The organism is Paenibacillus sp. GCM10027626, assembly GCF_042676285.1.
Lineage (GTDB): Bacteria > Bacillota > Bacilli > Paenibacillales > Paenibacillaceae > Paenibacillus_Z.
The window spans coordinates 187665-203714 of sequence record NZ_JBHTHC010000006.1; the positions used below are offsets into that span (position 1 = coordinate 187665).

Annotated in this window: 18 protein-coding genes; 9 read left to right on the forward strand and 9 right to left on the reverse strand. The window is 48.6% G+C overall.

Annotated elements, in window-relative coordinates; translation table 11 throughout:
• Window positions 1-35: 35 nt before the first annotated feature.
• Together ACFQ0N_RS13965 and ACFQ0N_RS13970 are read right to left on the reverse strand one after the other, a co-directional pair.
• Window positions 36-962, reverse strand: a complete 927-nt coding sequence (locus ACFQ0N_RS13965) for a sugar ABC transporter substrate-binding protein (RefSeq protein ID WP_379327007.1) — start codon at window positions 960-962, stop codon at window positions 36-38.
• Between the two features lie 66 nt (window positions 963-1028).
• Entirely contained in the window at window positions 1029-1997 is a 969-nt protein-coding gene (locus ACFQ0N_RS13970) for a sugar-binding transcriptional regulator (RefSeq protein ID WP_379327009.1), read from the reverse strand.
• Window positions 1998-2250: 253 nt separating this feature from the next.
• On the opposite strand from ACFQ0N_RS13970, the gene ACFQ0N_RS13975 reads away from it, so the two are divergent.
• Together ACFQ0N_RS13975 and ACFQ0N_RS13980 are read left to right on the forward strand one after the other, a co-directional pair.
• A complete protein-coding gene (locus ACFQ0N_RS13975; RefSeq protein WP_379327011.1) occupies window positions 2251-3345 on the forward strand; it encodes a serine hydrolase domain-containing protein in 1095 nt (364 codons plus the stop codon).
• A 578-nt stretch (window positions 3346-3923) separates the two neighbouring features.
• A complete protein-coding gene (locus ACFQ0N_RS13980; RefSeq protein WP_379327013.1) occupies window positions 3924-4355 on the forward strand; it encodes an NUDIX domain-containing protein in 432 nt (143 codons plus the stop codon).
• Window positions 4356-4674: 319 nt separating this feature from the next.
• Here the strand turns inward: ACFQ0N_RS13980 and ACFQ0N_RS13985 are convergent, their stop codons facing one another.
• Entirely contained in the window at window positions 4675-5667 is a 993-nt protein-coding gene (locus ACFQ0N_RS13985) for a DUF3829 domain-containing protein (RefSeq protein ID WP_379327015.1), read from the reverse strand.
• 134 nt (window positions 5668-5801) lie between these two features.
• Here ACFQ0N_RS13985 and ACFQ0N_RS13990 point away from each other — a divergent pair, with 134 nt between their 5' ends.
• Window positions 5802-5969, forward strand: coding sequence for a hypothetical protein (locus ACFQ0N_RS13990; protein WP_379327017.1), 168 nt, complete (start codon window positions 5802-5804; stop codon window positions 5967-5969).
• Between the two features lie 65 nt (window positions 5970-6034).
• Here ACFQ0N_RS13990 and ACFQ0N_RS13995 read toward each other — a convergent pair whose 3' ends face one another.
• Window positions 6035-6241 (reverse strand): DUF2536 family protein, encoded by a 207-nt coding sequence (locus ACFQ0N_RS13995; protein WP_379327019.1) that lies wholly within the window; start codon window positions 6239-6241, stop codon window positions 6035-6037.
• A 256-nt stretch (window positions 6242-6497) separates the two neighbouring features.
• Between ACFQ0N_RS13995 and ACFQ0N_RS14000 the strand changes: the two genes are divergently transcribed.
• Window positions 6498-6950 carry a hypothetical protein gene (locus tag ACFQ0N_RS14000; protein ID WP_379327021.1) on the forward strand — a complete coding sequence of 151 codons (453 nt, stop codon included), beginning with the start codon at window positions 6498-6500 and terminating at the stop codon, window positions 6948-6950.
• Between the two features lie 405 nt (window positions 6951-7355).
• Here ACFQ0N_RS14000 and ACFQ0N_RS14005 read toward each other — a convergent pair whose 3' ends face one another.
• The gene (locus tag ACFQ0N_RS14005) at window positions 7356-8021 is read right to left on the reverse strand and encodes a hypothetical protein (protein ID WP_379327023.1); all 666 of its coding nucleotides are present in this window, start codon (window positions 8019-8021) and stop codon (window positions 7356-7358) included.
• 211 nt (window positions 8022-8232) lie between these two features.
• Between ACFQ0N_RS14005 and ACFQ0N_RS14010 the strand changes: the two genes are divergently transcribed.
• The 5 genes from ACFQ0N_RS14010 to ACFQ0N_RS14030 all read left to right on the forward strand — a co-directional run bounded on the left by ACFQ0N_RS14010 (window position 8233) and on the right by ACFQ0N_RS14030 (window position 11732).
• Window positions 8233-8553: a DUF2628 domain-containing protein gene (locus ACFQ0N_RS14010; protein ID WP_379327025.1), complete on the forward strand. Its 321-nt coding sequence runs from the start codon at window positions 8233-8235 to the stop codon at window positions 8551-8553.
• 136 nt (window positions 8554-8689) lie between these two features.
• A complete protein-coding gene (gene greA / locus ACFQ0N_RS14015; RefSeq protein WP_379327027.1) occupies window positions 8690-9157 on the forward strand; it encodes a transcription elongation factor GreA in 468 nt (155 codons plus the stop codon).
• Window positions 9158-9356: 199 nt separating this feature from the next.
• Window positions 9357-10193 carry a sulfurtransferase gene (locus ACFQ0N_RS14020; protein WP_379327029.1) on the forward strand — a complete coding sequence of 279 codons (837 nt, stop codon included), beginning with the start codon at window positions 9357-9359 and terminating at the stop codon, window positions 10191-10193.
• 266 nt (window positions 10194-10459) lie between these two features.
• Window positions 10460-10606 carry a putative holin-like toxin gene (locus tag ACFQ0N_RS14025; protein ID WP_379327031.1) on the forward strand — a complete coding sequence of 49 codons (147 nt, stop codon included), beginning with the start codon at window positions 10460-10462 and terminating at the stop codon, window positions 10604-10606.
• Between the two features lie 274 nt (window positions 10607-10880).
• Complete coding sequence (locus ACFQ0N_RS14030; RefSeq protein WP_379327033.1) at window positions 10881-11732, forward strand: AraC family transcriptional regulator; 852 nt, start codon at window positions 10881-10883, stop codon at window positions 11730-11732.
• Between the two features lie 387 nt (window positions 11733-12119).
• Here the strand turns inward: ACFQ0N_RS14030 and ACFQ0N_RS14035 are convergent, their stop codons facing one another.
• Genes ACFQ0N_RS14035 through ACFQ0N_RS14050 form a run of 4 tightly spaced genes read right to left on the reverse strand, consistent with a single transcriptional unit; the run spans window position 12120 to window position 15905 of the window.
• Window positions 12120-13193 (reverse strand): ABC transporter substrate-binding protein, encoded by a 1074-nt coding sequence (locus ACFQ0N_RS14035; protein ID WP_379327035.1) that lies wholly within the window; start codon window positions 13191-13193, stop codon window positions 12120-12122.
• Window positions 13190-13996 carry an ABC transporter permease gene (locus ACFQ0N_RS14040; RefSeq protein WP_379327037.1) on the reverse strand — a complete coding sequence of 269 codons (807 nt, stop codon included), beginning with the start codon at window positions 13994-13996 and terminating at the stop codon, window positions 13190-13192. The genes ACFQ0N_RS14035 and ACFQ0N_RS14040 overlap by 4 nt, the downstream gene beginning before the upstream one ends.
• Entirely contained in the window at window positions 13993-14799 is an 807-nt protein-coding gene (locus tag ACFQ0N_RS14045; RefSeq protein ID WP_379327039.1) for an ABC transporter permease, read from the reverse strand. Before ACFQ0N_RS14045 ends, ACFQ0N_RS14040 begins: the two co-directional genes overlap by 4 nt.
• Complete coding sequence (locus ACFQ0N_RS14050) at window positions 14796-15905, reverse strand: ABC transporter ATP-binding protein (RefSeq protein ID WP_379327041.1); 1110 nt, start codon at window positions 15903-15905, stop codon at window positions 14796-14798. The genes ACFQ0N_RS14045 and ACFQ0N_RS14050 overlap by 4 nt, the downstream gene beginning before the upstream one ends.
• Window positions 15906-16050 lie beyond the last annotated feature (145 nt).

Genomic DNA, 16050 nt, shown 5'->3' on the forward strand with positions numbered 1-16050 from the left:
TTTGGCGCCGCTCATCTCCTGGTCCGTGCATGGATTTACTTTGTAATCAAGGTAGCCGGCGCGTATAGCTCCGTGCCTTCTACAGGCTTGCCTTGAAATACAAGATCGATTTGTTTGACGACGATTTCGGTCATGCCGGTAAAATTCTGCTTCACTGTGGCGACAAGCGGAGAGCCTTTCTTGATCATTTCGACCGCTTGGCTGTTGCCGTCGATGCCGGTTACAATAATATCTTTGCGTCCGGCCGCTTCAATCGCTTGCGCCGCCCCGATGGCCGGCTCGTCCCAGCCTGCCCATACCGCCGTGATAGCGCCTTCCTGTTTGTTGGATAACAGCAGGCTTTCCATTTGTTTGCGCGAGTTTTCGATTGGACCAGGCACTTCAACTTGCTGCTCCGTCACTTTGGTGATGCCGGAGTTTTCCTTCAACATTTCATCAAGCTGAACGGTCCGGGCAAGTACGCCAGGGTGCGGTCGGTGGGTGAGCACGACAAGATTTCCTTTGGCGCCCATCGTTTTGAACAAATATTCGCTAATCATTTTCGACATTTCTTTATTGTCGCTCGTTGCATTCATCGTCATGCCTTCAATGAAGCCTGAGTCGCAGCCGAACACTGGAATGTCTTTCTTTTTCGCTTTTTGAATCTGGCTTTTCAGCTGGTTCGGATCGGTACTGACCAGCACGATCGCCCCCGTTTTCGATGAAATGACGTCCTCCATCCGGCTGGCAAGCTGGCCGACGTCTCCTTTTGTATCGATGACGCTCGTTTTCCAGCCTTTTTCTTCCGCTTGTTTTTTCAGCGATTCGACCATTTCGTTTGTCGTTACCGAAGAGAGATAAGGAGTCAGGATCGAAATGGTTTTACTGCCGCCCGCTGCGCCTTCGCCTTCTTTGGATGATCCGCATGCAGCCAGTGAAAGTACCAATAAAAGCGCTACCATAATAAGCAATGTTTTTTTCATCTGTATAGCCTCCCTTTATCTGATGTTTCTATGCGCAGAATCGCAGTTTGCCACAGCCCGCCCGCATTACGGGGCAGGGTGTGAACGGTGCCAATCCAGTACGCGCTTGGCCGTAGCCATGTCTGTGACCAGTACATTCATGCAGCGTCCTCTGAGGGCTGCGCCAATCGCTTCGACTTTGTCGCTGCCGCTGGCGATAGCCACTACATTGGGAATACGGCGCAGCTCGTCAATATCGATGCCGATCATTCTGGATTGGGGCTCGTATTCGACACATTCGCCGGCAGCATTCAAAAACGAACTGCAAATGTTGGATACAGCGCCTGCCGAGCGGGCGGCTTCGATCTCATTGCGGTTAAAATAGCCCGATTGCACAATAGCCGCTTTTTCCGATATTTGCCCGATGCCGACGAGGGCTACAGTGGCTTTTCTAGCCGTTTCCAGTACATCTGCAATCTCCAGCTCCTTCAGAAAAACTTCTCTTGCTTCCCTGGACGCGACAATAGCTGGAGCATTCAACAATAAATAGCGCGATTTCAGCTTCTCGGCAAAAACTCTTGTGTTGGAATTGGCATGCCATGCCGCTCCTTCCGAGCCCCAGCCGCCGATCATCGGTACGAATTTGACATCCTTCTTGCCGATATAATTCATTTCCCTGCCTACGGAGGCAATTGTTCTGCCGGCCATAATACCGACTACATCCCGGTCACGGATAACGTTCTCCAGCAAAGCAGAAGCTGCGCGGGCAAGCTGCAAGTCGATGACCTGGCCATCCGCCTCCGGCGTCTGCACGACAAAGACGTCTTTAATGCCGAACGTTTCCGAAATGGCACGTTCATACGTCTGTTCTTCCGAGAACGGATTCCGAATATTGATTTGCACAATGCCATCCGACTTTGCAGCAGCCAGCATACGGCTGATCTGCGGTCTGGAGATGCCGAGACGTGCGGAGATTTCCTGTTGGTTCATTCCGTCTATATAATAAAGGGTACTAATTTTCACCAACAGTCTTGTTTTCTCCTGGCTCGCTTCCATAGAAGGCTCACTCCTCCCCCTGTGAACATTTGTTCAACCTAGAATTATTATTCGCACACTCATTATAGCTCGTTGTGAAAGCGTTAGCAAGAACAAATTTTCAGGCTTGAGTATATGTGCAGAAATTGGATGCAATGGTAAGGAGCCGCTTTGATCAAAAACGATTATAGTCGAATATTATCAAAACAACTGGTAAGCAAATGGTAAAATAAAGTAATGCGATATAAGGGTGATAGAAGGGGAGGCTGCGAGAATGGAAATGAAGCTTGAAAAGGAGCTAACAGCACTATTCGATCATTACTATGAGGAACACCATTTTTCCGGTGCCGGCCTTGTTAAACAAGGTGAAAACAATGTATTTTCCGGTGCATATGGTTTGGCTCATAGAGGATTCAAAGTGCCTAATCGGCTTGACACGTTGTTCGATACCGCTTCTGTCACGAAACTTTTTACAGCAGTAGCTGTCCTGCAGCTCGTGGATCGGGGAATGATCAAATTAGACGACCGGATAACGGATATCATCGATCTGACTGGCACGAAAATACCTGCTGACGTTACAATAGCCCATCTACTAACGCATACTTCGGGAATTGCAGATGATGCCGATGAAGAAGAAGGAGAAAGCTATGAAGATTTATTTATAAGCAAGCCCAATTATTCCATCAGAAATTGTATCGATTTTATTCCGCAATTTGCATACAAGGAACCGAAATTCAAGGCGGGAACAAGCGTCAGTTATAATAATTGCGCATTTGTACTGCTGGGACTTGCAATCGAAAAGACAACCAGTATAAGTTATCGGGATTATGTCCGGCAAAACATATTTAGCGCTTGCGGGATGAAGAACACGTCATTCAGCTCAAAAGATGAGGCCGATGCTCCGGTCGCAGAAGGATACGCCGCTGTCAATAAGGAGAACAATGAAGTTGTATGGCGAAAAAATATTTACTCCTTTCCTCCAATCGGCACTTCCGATGGAGGAGCATTTGCCACAGTGGGCGACCTTGATTTATTTATGCGCGCCCTGACCCATGGCAAGCTGTTATCCAGTGAGATGACGCGAGAAATTATGAAGCCGCAAGCAGCTATTGAACAGAAATTTGAATGGGGGAAAATCGTCAACGGATATGGCTTCCACTTTGTTTTCAATCATGAAGGCAGCCTTATCCGCATGTCCAAAGAGGGCTCGAATCCTGGGGTAGCAGCAATGCTCGCCTACTATCCTTCACTAAATGCAACCAGTATTATATTGGCCAATCAGACCTGCAACGTGTGGGAATTGCATTGGAAAGCAGAACAGCTCTTATTAGCCGCACAGGTGGCGGGAGGGAGTGCATCTTGTAATTGAGAAAGGGGAATCACAGCCAAAGCTGATACGAAGCGTAAAGGGATGACCTCTTTTACTGGAGATCATCCTTTTATGTTTAGTTTTGCTTGTGTCATTATGGCAGGATAACAAACGAATTCGCAGCATTGTTGCCTTTCGGGCAGATGATAAAGGAGGTTAATATTACACTCTGTAAGTGCTTTACTTCATGAATGATTTAGCCATGTCACAGAATATTTGCTGTTTTATGCGGGAACCGGATTGTATAGGCGAGAAGGCTGTGCCAAGGGAAACCTTGGCCGGTCTTTTATTGTGCATGTAGGAGAAATGTTGCACGGAACGCACAATTTGAACCCGAATGCAGCTGTATTGGCCGAAAATGATGTACATTCTGCAATAATCATCGCCGTCTAAGCCCCTTGGAGTAGCAGATTGTTGCATTTCGCAGTGCAACAATACCCTTTTGCCACACCGTAGATCCGTTATCTGTGAGCAAACGTGCCAAAACAGCAGGGCGGCGGACCCTCATTCCACCCTATGTTCCAGTAATGGCAGGTAATTACTTACATTTGCCGAATAAGGTCAATGAGGTGATTAGAGTGTCCAACAAATTAATAGGAGCCGCGGCAATTATCATCGATTCCGCAGGAAAGATACTTTTGGTCAAGCATAGCTATGGCAAGTGCAACTGGGAAATACCCGGAGGGAAGTCGGAGCCGGGTGAGTCGGCAGAAGAAACAGCGCAGAGAGAAGTATTTGAGGAGACGGGACTGACGATTCAGATTGAGAAGTTAACTGGCGTCTATTATGAGCCCCAATATGACATGCATCATTTTGTATTTTTATGTAGAATGACAACTGAACAGCAGCCGCAGCCTGCTTCAGCTGAAATACTGGAATGCGGCTACTTCTCGCTTGATGACCTTCCGAGACCGATGAGCGATTTTACTTATCGGCGCATTCAGGAGGCGCTGGATTCGCATAACAAGGATTTGTTTCATACGATCGGTCCGAGGGCGTGGATGGAATAATTATTGTTTCTAAAGGATCGTCCGGATGCCAGTAGCAGCAGCCGGGCGATCAAAACTACCCCTCCTGATCGAAGGCAATCCAGTACTACAAATTGGCTTGTTTAACATTTAAGACGAATTTTTTTTCTAAGCCGAAAATCTCCGTATCGCTCTGTTCACCCTCCGCCGTCACTCTCGTAAGGATGTCGGTGGCAGCAGCTTTGGCGTCCATTGAGCTCAATTCCGGGAAAAAGCTGTTCCTTACCTCCGCTTTGCCTTCGTCTATTAACAGCTTGCTTTTGCTGTACAGGGCAAGGTAGTTGATGGCACTGTGCAGCTACTATTTGATCATATTATTATAGCTGTTAATGACTTCGCCAAGTCTGCTTTCGAATTGTGCAATAAGGCCGTACGGAGTGCCGGCATTCTTCTGCGTGCCGCCCGGGGATTTCTCCAGGAACTGCAAAATGTCGGTAGCGCTCGTTTTGAGGCGCGGCAGCATTTGATCGAACATCCAGAAGTCCATGATGCCCTCCTTTTTCTTCCGCTCTTTATCTTTCGCACAATCCAGGAAGCTGGTAATGTCCTCAGTCAAGGCTTCGTAGCTTGCTTTATATTTCACCGCATCGTATTCGCCTAAATTGCTGTCGTCGATTGCTGCAGCAATGAAGTCTTGCTGAATGCCTTTGGCTTTCATCACAATGCTCTTGGCATAATAGCGAAGCAGGTAGTCGTTGTCTTTTAGCTCCTGCAGTCCCTCTTGTTCCTTTTTCTCCGTAATTTCCCTCATATCCTTGAATAAGGTGATTGTTGCGCCTATATACGCGTTGTACTGGGCAGAGAAGTTTTTGTGCAGCTCCTTTCCTTTGGCGAAGTCATCTTCTGCATAGCTTTTGGCACGGTAGTAGGTGTCCATTTCATTCATCGTATTATAGAAATCTCTTACTTTGGAGGCGAGCGTCTTCATCGTTTCGTCAGCCGCGCCAAAGGAAGGCTCGCTTGAAGCATAGCTTTCCAGCTTGTCTAATTGATCGAAGAATCCTTTAACAATAGGGGAAGTTGGTGCACCTTTAAATTTTGCTTTATCAAAATCTTTTTTGAACGTCATCTCTTCTTCCAAGCCGAACATGTTGGCATAGGCATTGACATTGGCTTGCAGCCATCCTGCGAGATGATTTTCAAAGTCGATATAGGCATTGTATTTGTTTATTTCGGCTGTTGAACTGCTTGTCGTGTCTGTACCTTTGTCCTTGTTCGATGATTCGCCGCATGCGCTGAGAAATGCAGCAAAGACCATACAAACTGCGATTAGTGCGATCCATTGTTTCTTCAAAATGTCGTACACTCCTATTCATTTCCATAATATTTCTATTATTGTATCGGTAGCGGCCTGTGTTTTATTAAGGTTTTGCTGGTTTTGGCCCAACAAGGAGTGATATGGAAAAATAAGCGGTTGGGTGGCTTGTCATGGAAAAAAGACCTGCTCGACTACAAAAACACACCCACCAATGCGCCAACGGCATTCTTGAGGCACGGCTGTTTCGGATATTTTTGGGATCAGGTGGACCTCCAGTGGGCACATGGAATAAGAACGAACTGGTTGATCCTGATACGGGATTTGTCGGGGCGGCATGAACCGGATTGGGGACGTTTTTTGCAAATAAAGAGGAGAGGCTGCTGGTGCAGCCTCTTTTTTGAAGCTATTTTAACTTAAAATGAACGACAGCCGTGTAAAGCATTTTTTCGCGCTGAGGATCGAACATGCTTTGATGCTGTATGGCATGAACATCAAGCAGCAGTGCTTTGTTATTTTGAATTTGCCGGTCGATTTGCTCCTCCAGCGCTTTTAGACTGTATGCTTCGAAAAATTCAACTTTGGTCTCGATTTTATCCAGTGTGAACTCCACAGCGGATCCCTTCCCTTCTATTATGTACATGTCATTATATCATGTTCTTGACTGGGATTTTGCAAAGATACGACTACTGCCTGCCCCTGCAACATATATTGGAATAGCTCGTGATGATAGGTCTGCAGATGTGACTCGGGATATGTAAGGATTTACGCAGCCGGGAGACGACGCTGCTAGCAGGGTGGACGTCTTGTGGCTGCAACTTTATACACGCTGCCCCCGTTTTGTTATTTGAAAGAAGGAGGGGGTATGAATGAGCGGAAAGATGATTGGCATTTTTGCAGTGTTCGTTCTTTTACTGGTTGGCTGTCAGGCCTCAGGAGGATCAGAGCAGCTTTCTGACCAAGCTGTGGTAGCCAAGCAATATATTGAGCAGGCAGGATACAAGGTGCTTTCTTATGAGGGGAAGGTTTCTACGTACAAGCTTACGAAGGATTTGGTCGGCCAGCTACCTCACGCGATGTATTGGAGTCTCCCCGGTAATGATCCCGAGAAAGCCTATGGCAAAACAGTGGAAGTAGAAAAGTTTATTGTGAGCAATCACCCTTTGGATAACTACCAGTCGGGAAGTGTGAAGGCAAAAGGAAAGACTGAGGTATACGTGCATCTTGCGGAAGGACGGGTGGTCGCAGGGACGTCATTTCCGGTTACGGATACGCCACCGGATGGCGGCTACTGGAATATCCACGGTATATCGCATGAATGACCCGGGCAGCTCGCGCGAGGAGAGTTATGGCGCTCAGATGTTGCATGATGGAGAGGGCTCCATTAGCAGCATTGGAGCATCTTTTCCTTTTGCAGGATGGTAGCGGTGTCGGGGTCATACGCCACTTGATAGATGGCAAGATATTTGTCCCAATCGCTCAGCGGACTGGCGCCTAGGGTGGAGTGGATGAAGTGGGCGAAAATTGTGTACGTTGTGCAACATCTCTCCAGTAGAAAAACGAAAGAGGCCAGATTGTTGCAGGTTATGCAACAATCTGGCCTCCTTCCACCTCTACACCATGCAATTTGTTGTATTTCGTACAACAATTCACTGAAAATCGATATAACAATCTGAAAATGTTGCACAACGTACATCATTCTGCGTCGTAAAAGGGAACTGATCGGATTAGAGCCACCTTTCTGCGAAGTTTTCCGCCAATTCGTAGTGGCAGATGTACTGGTTTTTGGTGATTGGGCGCAATAGCCCTTTGCCGACTAGCTGCTGCAGCCACTTTTGGGCAGTGCGGAAGTTTACCCTGTAGTGGTTAATAACATCTCTCGTGCGAAGGGGTTTTCCCTTGCTCCAGACAAAGCGTAGCAAATCCTTCTCATGAGGAGAAAGGACGGGCGAGGCTGTGTTGCGCACAAGATACGGACTGATGATCATCTGCAGTAGCATTTGGCATATTTCCGGCCGATACAGCACATCGTCGTATGAAAAATGAATCATCGTCCAGCCCATAGCCGTCAAAAAGTTTTCCCGGTTCAAGGCGTAACTGAATCTTTCGCGGTCCATATCCTTGATATGGCTTTGAAAGCCGTCGCACTCGATGCCAAAACGCCCATAAGGCGGAAGGTAAGCAAAGTCCAGATATTGCGATTTGCGGTTCCAGTCCAAAATTTCGTACTCCGGGTGCAAATCATCCAAATTTCCGAATACGGGCCACCATACGTGCTGGAGCAGGAGCTTCTCGGCATGGTTATGGCCGCGCTTGAGCCGGCCTTTTCTTTCACCTGAACGATGCTCCAGATGACGCTGCAAAAATTGCTGATGAGACGCCTCGAAATCCATCCAAATCCCTCCCAAATAAATAAAAAAAGAACGCCCCTGCCTAATGGCATAAAAGGACGTTCTTCGTCTATTTCGATTATAGCATTGAACTGGAAAAAACGGCACAGCTAAAAAAACATTAAAAAAGCGTGACAAATTATCGACAAGATTAGCAAATGTAGCTATAATTATGTCGAATGTGTGAAGATGTTAAAATATGGAGGTCATTTGGATGCATGTACAATTGGTAAGTACTATGGGGGCCATAAAGGATGTCAAAGTCGGCTTTAGCTGGACAACCTTATTCTTCGGATTTTTTCCGGCGCTCTTTCGGGGCGATTTAAAGTGGGCCGTCATTATGTTCATCGCTTCAACCGTTTTTGCCATTTTCACTCTCGGTTTAGGGGCATGGATTCCGGGTATTATTTTTTCCTTTATTTACAACAAGATGTACATAAGAGAGCTGATGGAGAAGGGCTACCGGCCAGCAAATGCAGAAGCGGAAGCAGCGCTGCAGCAGCAAGGAATTATGGCTCAGGTGCCAAGAATGTAGTACCAGCTAGTCTGCCCTGTAACAAAAAGCCGCGATTACGCGGTTTTTTTCGTTTCACGGCGGGAGCTTGCCTCTTCATTAGGATTTCATGTGCAAAATGAGGTAGAATAAGAAGAAGACCATGTGAAGGAGCAGAATGATGGGAAAAGAGACGATTTTGACCGCTGAAGGCTTGGCAAAACTGGAGGAAGAGCTAGCGGAGCTGAAGGGGCCGAAGCGCAAGGAGCTGGCAGAACGGCTTAAGGTGGCGATCAGCTACGGCGATCTGAAGGAAAATAGCGAATATCACTCTGCTAAAGACGATCAGGCATTTATGGAGACCCGGATTTTGACATTGGAGCGAATGATCCGCACTGCGCGTGTCGTTGAGAATGCGAACCCTGACGAAGTTAGTGTAGGTTCTGTTGTCGTACTGCATGACATCGAGTTTGACGAAAAGATTGAGTATCAGCTGGTCGGCCCGGCGGAAGCGGACGTCTCCAACAATAAAATTTCGTATGAAAGCCCGCTTGGCCGGGAGCTGACAGGCAAAAAAGTCGGTAATATTATTGAAGTCAGCGCGCCGGTCGGTGTAATCAAGTATGAACTGCTGGAAATTAAATAAGGCAAGCTGGGAAAGGGGGCTATCGCTTGAAGGTGCAAGCGGCGGCCTCCTTTTGAAATATAACTATCTCGCCGGCTCGCAGAGCTCCCGCATAACGGTATCCAGCGATTTGGGGCGGGCCAGCGATGCTGCTATACTTGGCAATCAGGAAACAGGTATAATGTACATAGCGATCAAGTTTGGGAGGGGTTAAACGAAAATGGAAGCAATCGTATCGATAAAATGGACCTTAGCACGTATGTATGAGCCGGATATCGTTATCGTCGACTGCCGATTTCTGCTGGGACAGCCTGATGCGGGACGGGAAGCCTATGAAGCATCTCATATTCCCGGCGCAGTCTATTTGGATTTGGAGCGGGATCTGTCCGGAGCCCTCGATGAGCATGGCGGACGTCATCCGCTGCCGGACCCGGCAACGCTGGCACACCGATTGTCGCAAGCCGGCATTAGCAACGAAAGCCGCGTCATAGCATACGACAGCCAAGGGGGCGCGATGGCATCGCGGCTGTGGTGGCTGATGCGCTATCTAGGACACGAGCAAGTATACGTGATGGATGGCGGGTTTCCGGCATGGCAGGAAGCCGGTTTCCCGGTAACGGCCGAGCAGCGGATCGTTGTTCCGGCATCCTTCTACGCAGTTGTGCAGCATGGGATGCTGGCTGAAGTTTACGATGTGCAGGCAAAACTCAGACAGCCTGGCGTTGCGCTGGTCGATTCGCGCGAGGCGCCGCGCTATCGCGGCGAGGTGGAGCCGATCGATCCGGTGGCTGGACATATCCCGGGCGCAATCAATCGTTTTTGGAAGGACGGACTTGATGAGCAAGGCCTGTTCAAAAGCCCCGAAGCGCAGAAGGAGCGCTTCGCCGATTTGGAAGAGGCGGAAGAGATCATCGTCTACTGCGGCTCAGGCGTAACGGCATGTCCGAATGTGCTGGCGCTGCAGCAGGCAGGGTTTTATAATGTGAAGTTGTATGCGGGAAGCTGGAGCGATTGGATTTCTTACAGTGAGAATCCGGTGGCGACGGGAGAAGAATAAGAGCCGAGATACTGCATCGGACGCGGGTTGGGCTGTGACAGGTTGCCGGTGAGCAGGCTGTTGCGGCCCTCTTTGGGCTTTTCTGTCAACAGCAGCTTGCAAACAAGAAGTCGGGGAAGGCAGTTGCAGGAACCCCGGAGCCAACCACAATTGAACTGTCGGGTTAGTCCGTAGTTTAACGGTCGGCAGTCTTGTTGCCGATCCATCCACCGTGAGACTTAATCACTTGATTTTTGTCAGTTCGTCTATCAGGGAGAATGCTATAATTGGACAAGCATATAGAACGGCTTGCAAGGGCGGTCGGCTACCTCTCGCAGAAGGGAGGGATGCCCGTGACAGTGTACGAAGCACTTATGATCATGCTAACTTTCGGTTTGCTGATCGTTGCGATACTGTCTACACAACGGAAATAGACCGCCCCCGTAGCAAGGAATGCGGTCTATTTCTATGACTTAGATTTCGTTTCCCAAGCCGACCGCCTTTGAAGCGGCTACTATGCTAGGGAGGAGTCGTGTTGACGCACGGCTCCTTCTTTAGTTTTATTATAACTGCGTAATTTTATGCATGCAATAGTATTCACTCGGCCCTTCATTTGGTGAATACGACTGACCTTGCATTTTTGTGCACCTAATGCACGGATACGAGTTTCTCATTGATATATATTCAATTTGGAGAGGATGATCGTGAATGGATTGGGTTGAAAAAATGAATAAAGCAATCAGTTATATCGAAGATCATATCACAGGAGATATGGATTACGAGGTGGCTTCGAAAATCGCTTGTTGCTCAGTGTACCATTTTCAGCGTATGTTCTCATTTATTGCGGATGTTTCATTATCGGAATATGTGAGACGCAGACGGCTAACGTTAGCGGCTTTTGAACTCCAAAACAGCCCTATTAAAGTCATTGATCTTGCACTCAAGTATGGGTATGAGTCACCGGAAGCATTCACTCGCGCGTTCCAAAACTTGCACGGTACTACTCCAACTGCAGCGCGTAACATTGGAACAAAACTCAAAGCTTATCCACGAATCTCCTTCCAAATTTCTATTAAAGGGGTTGCGGAAATGAATTACAGAATCGAGGAATTAAAAGGATTTTCCATCGTGGGACTACAAGAACGCGTCAATACAAACAATGCCTTCAATATCATTCCTAACTTGTGGGCTAATGCCGCGAAAGAAGGACTCTTCGAAAGGTTGTGGAAAATACGGACAGCTGATCATCAAATGAGGGGGATACTTGGAGTATGCGCCGATGGTGACTTCGGTAAAAATGAAGAGTTTCATTACATCATGTCCATTGTATCGGAAAAAGTACCGCCAGAACGGATGATAAAAAGAGACTTCCCATTAGCAACTTGGGCTGTGTTCGAGGCGGAAGGCGGGCCAGAAGGTATCGGGGAGATATGGAAACGCCTGTATACAGAGTGGGTCCCAACCTCTGGCTATGACCTTGCTTATCTGCCTGCTATTGAGTGTTATTTGCCCCCTGAAGAAAATAAAAATGAGCTATGGGTGGCGGTTGTCAAAAAATAACGACAGCTGAATTTGCAAACAACCGAACAGGCTGAAAACAACAGCATTGTAACCTCTCCTAGCTCATCGATCCTTCCGGGTTGAGGAAAATCCGGTGGCTGCCGAAGAGGAATAATTAATCCAAAGCCCGCGTATCTCGCGGGCTTTTTTTGATTTTATAGAATTTATAAGTTTCAGTCGGCAAATTCTATAAAATTTCAGGGGAAGAAACTTGCCTCGCGCCAAGGACGGCGTCAGCCGTTTCTTCTTATATGCGAAGTTATGGAGCCACCGCTAATAAAAATTTCTGAAACATGGAAACTTGATCTACTATCTATGCATAGTTTACCTGTTCTCTTTCAGATCAAGAACCTCAAGCCCTCTGGCGGTCGCCTAACGTTACCAAACCTATTTGCGGTGCATCTTGAACTCCAGGAACAGCTCATTATAATGAGACAGCATTCTTGGGCCAAGATTTTCATACACTTCAAGCCTGGAGGTCTTTTCCGGGTCCGGATAGAACCGCTCATCGCCGGAAATATCCTCAGGAAGCAGTTCCAGCGCCTGCGCATTCGGCGTGGAGTAGCCGACATATTCAGTATTCTGGGCGTTGACCTCCGGGTCCAGCATGAAATTGATGAACTTGTGGGCGCCTTCGATATTGGTCGCTGATTTAGGAATGACCATATTGTCGAACCACAGATTGGTCCCTTCCTCCGGCACCACATAATCCAGCTTATCATTTTCACTCATAATTTCAGAGGCGTCGCCGGACCATACAACGCCGATTGCCGCTTCTTCTCCGGCCAGCAGCATCTTGATCTCATCCCCGACGATCGCTTTCACGTTAGGTGTGAGCTGATTCAGCTTGCGGAGCGCTTCCTGCAAATGCCCTTCATCCGTATCATTCAGCGAGTAGCCCAGAGAATTCAAGCTCATGCCGATCACCTCACGAGCCCCGTCTACGAGCAGAATCTGGTTGCGCAGGCTCTCATCCCACAAATCGGTCCATTTGTGAATCTCCCGGCCGCCAAGCAGCTCCGGGTTGTATACAATCCCTACCGTCCCCCAGAAATACGGGATCGAGTATTGATTGCCCTGATCAAAGGAAAGATCCATGAAACGCTTGTCCACGTATTTCAGATTCGGAATCTTGGAATGGTCGATCGGCAGCAGCAGTCCTTCCTGCTTCATCTTGCTGATAGCATACTCCGAAGGAATGCTGACGTCAAAGGAAGTCCCGCCTTGGGCAATCTTCGTCATCATCGCTTCATTGGAGTCGAAGGTCTGGTAGATGACCTTAATACCTGATTCCTTCTCAAAGCGCGCAATCAGCGCGGGGTCGATATAATCCCCCCAGTTGTAGATCGTCAGTGTATTGTTCCCCCGGTAGCCCTGCGATGTATTGAGCCAATTGGTCAAATACAGCAGCGCGGCTGTTAAAATGATAACGGCTGCCGTCATACGTACGAGCTGTTTCATGGTCCCACCTCCGCAGGTGAAGGCTTGCCGTTCGTTCTCCGGTTAATGAAATAGTAGCCCACGACGAGCAGCGCCGTGAACAGGAATAGCAGGGTAGACAGCGCGTTGATGGACAGTGATACGCCGTGCCGCGCTCTTGAATAAATCTCTACCGACAGCGTAGAGAAGCCGTTGCCCGTTACAAAGAACGTCACTGCAAAATCATCGAGTGAATAGGTTAACGCCATGAAGAATCCGGCGAAGATGCCCGGCTTGATAAATGGCAATGTCACCTTCGTCAGTACCTCCCAGCGGCTTGCGCCAAGATCGCGGGCCGCATCAATCAGCGTTGGACTCATTTCTTCCAGCTTGGGCAGTACCATCAGCACCACAATCGGCACGCTAAATGCAATGTGCGAGATCAGCACGGAGCTGAATCCAAGCTTCAAGCCAACCATCGTGAACAGGATCAGGAAGGACGCCCCGATAATGACGTCCGGGCTGACGATAAGCACATTGTTCAGCGACAACAGCGTATGCTTGGACCGCAGCCGTCTGACCTGCCGGATGGCCAGTGCGCCGATCACGCCCAGGATGGTAGAAATCAGCGATGACAGCAGCGCAATTACAAGTGTATTTAGTACAATAATGAGCAATCGGGTGTCTGAGAACACCTCGCCGTACCATTCCAATGTGAAGCTCTCGAATTCCCTCATCGAGCCGCCGCTGTTGAAGGAATAGAACGTCAGATAGAAGATCGGCGCGTACAAAATCAAAAACACAGCTGCCAGATAAAGGTTTGACCACTTAATGCCCCGTCTCATTTTGTCCCCCTTGCCTTGCGCCCGCCGGTCACAATCATAATCAGCGCCATCACCAGAACGAGGAATACCGCAATGGTTGCCCCCATGCCCCAGTCCTGCGTCACGAGGAAATGCTGCTCAATGGCCGTTCCGAGGGTAATGACCCTGTTGCCTGCGATCAGGCGCGTAATCATAAACAGCGAGAGCGCCGGGATGAAGACTGCCTGGCAGCCTGCCTTCACGCCGCTTAGCGTAAGCGGGAAAATGACCCGGCGGAAGGTTGTCCACGCAGATGCCCCCAAGTCGCGGGAGGCATAAATAAGCGAAGGCGGCAGCTCCTCCAGCGCATTAAAGATCGGCAGCACCATGAACGGAATAAAGATGTATACCGAAACGAAGATAAAGCTGAAATCCGTAAACAAGATCTGCTGCGTCCCGATGCCGATCAGCTCCAGCAGCCCGTTGGCGAAGCCGTAGGTGCCGAACAAGCCGATAAACGCGTACGCCTTAAGCAGCAGGTTAATCCAGCTTGGCAAAATAATAAGCAGCAGCCAAAGCTGCTTATGCTTCGTCTTGGTGATCAGATACGCCGTAGGATAGGCAATCAGCAGCGACCAGAACGTAATCAGAAACGCGTACCAGAACGAGCTGAGTGTCATTTTTAAATATACGGGCGTAAAAAATTTGACGTAATTGGACAGCGTAAACTGCCCTTCCACATCAAATAAGGAATAATATACAATAAGCGCAATCGGCGCAATGACGAACAATGCGATCCAGAGCAAATAAGGGACCAGATACAAATTACGCGCTCTGCTTGTCATTCCCTTGCCGCTCCTTCTTCACTATAGCCCTCCAGCCGTCTGTCGAACTCCTCCTCGGATTCGCCAAACCGCATGACATGGATGGCCTCGGGGTCAAAATCAAGGCCTGTTCTCGAGCCGACAGCCGCCTTCTTCGTAGAATGGACAAGCCATCTGTTGCCGGCATCATCATAGCCGATAATTTCATAATGAACACCGCGGAACAGCTGGGAATCGACTGTAATTTGCAGCTTGCCCTGATCAGGCAGTACCATTTCCAGATCCTCGGGACGGATCACAATCTCCACCGCCTCATCGGGACGCAGTCCCTTGTCCACACATTCAAATGGCTTGCCCGCGAATTCGACCAGATAGTCGCGCAGCATCCGTCCGGGAACGATATTCGATTCCCCGATAAAATCAGCGACAAACCGGTTGATCGGCTCGTCATAAATATCTGTCGGCGTCCCGCTCTGCTGGATGATCCCCTGATCGAGTACGAAAATCTCATCCGACATCGCCAGCGCTTCTTCCTGGTCATGCGTAACAAAGATAAAGGTAATGCCAAGACGGCGCTGCAGCTCACGCAGCTCATACTGCATCTCTGTACGCAGCTTCAGATCGAGTGCGGACAACGGCTCGTCCAGCAAAATAATTTCCGGCTCATTCACGATGGCGCGCGCAATCGCCACTCGCTGCCGCTGCCCTCCGGACATTTCCGTAATTTCCCGGTTCTCGTAGCTGGCAAGATTGACGAAGCGCAGCGCTTCCTTTACCTTTTCCGCAATTTGGTCCTTTTTCAGCTTCTTGATCCGCAGTCCGAACGCAACATTTTCAAACACATTCAGATGGGGAAACAGCGCATAGTCCTGGAATACGGTGTTCACCTGCCGCTTCTCAGCGGGTACCCGGTTAATCACCTTTCCATTGAAGTAAATTTTACCTTCCGACGGCTCCATAAAGCCTGCAATCAGCCGCAGAATTGTCGTCTTGCCGCAGCCCGACGGCCCAAGTAGCGTATAGAAGCGGCCTCTCTTAATTTCAAAACTGACCGCCTTGAGTACCGGAGGATCATTATCATAACGCTTCGTCACCTGTTCGAAACGAATGATGGTCTCATCAGACATCCGCAGCTCTCCTCCTTTCAACAGGGCAAAATTCTCATCTGTATTGATCTTATCAAAGCTTCATTATAACTTTTCTTGCCCAAACTGCAATGGTTCATCCCTAATTTTTTCTCGCAGCATTCGTTCCTGACAGACTGATGTCAAC

Bases quoted from the DNA above. Each gene is read 5' to 3' on its own strand.
- ACFQ0N_RS14035 (WP_379327035.1), bottom strand. From the start codon at position 13,193: ATGAAACAGCTCGTACGTATGACGGCAGCCGTTATCATTTTAACAGCC.
- ACFQ0N_RS13970 (WP_379327009.1), bottom strand. From the start codon at position 1,997: ATGGAAGCGAGCCAGGAGAAAACAAGACTGTTGGTGAAAATTAGTACC.
- ACFQ0N_RS14010 (WP_379327025.1), top strand. From the start codon at position 8,233: ATGCATGTACAATTGGTAAGTACTATGGGGGCCATAAAGGATGTCAAA.
- ACFQ0N_RS14005 (WP_379327023.1), bottom strand. From the start codon at position 8,021: ATGGATTTCGAGGCGTCTCATCAGCAATTTTTGCAGCGTCATCTGGAG.
- greA (WP_379327027.1), top strand. From the start codon at position 8,690: ATGATGGGAAAAGAGACGATTTTGACCGCTGAAGGCTTGGCAAAACTG.
- ACFQ0N_RS13990 (WP_379327017.1), top strand. From the start codon at position 5,802: ATGGAAAAAAGACCTGCTCGACTACAAAAACACACCCACCAATGCGCC.
- ACFQ0N_RS14045 (WP_379327039.1), bottom strand. From the start codon at position 14,799: ATGACAAGCAGAGCGCGTAATTTGTATCTGGTCCCTTATTTGCTCTGG.
- ACFQ0N_RS14040 (WP_379327037.1), bottom strand. From the start codon at position 13,996: ATGAGACGGGGCATTAAGTGGTCAAACCTTTATCTGGCAGCTGTGTTT.
- ACFQ0N_RS14030 (WP_379327033.1), top strand. From the start codon at position 10,881: ATGGATTGGGTTGAAAAAATGAATAAAGCAATCAGTTATATCGAAGAT.
- ACFQ0N_RS14000 (WP_379327021.1), top strand. From the start codon at position 6,498: ATGAGCGGAAAGATGATTGGCATTTTTGCAGTGTTCGTTCTTTTACTG.
- ACFQ0N_RS13975 (WP_379327011.1), top strand. From the start codon at position 2,251: ATGGAAATGAAGCTTGAAAAGGAGCTAACAGCACTATTCGATCATTAC.
- ACFQ0N_RS14020 (WP_379327029.1), top strand. From the start codon at position 9,357: ATGGAAGCAATCGTATCGATAAAATGGACCTTAGCACGTATGTATGAG.
- ACFQ0N_RS14050 (WP_379327041.1), bottom strand. From the start codon at position 15,905: ATGTCTGATGAGACCATCATTCGTTTCGAACAGGTGACGAAGCGTTAT.
- ACFQ0N_RS13965 (WP_379327007.1), bottom strand. From the start codon at position 962: ATGAAAAAAACATTGCTTATTATGGTAGCGCTTTTATTGGTACTTTCA.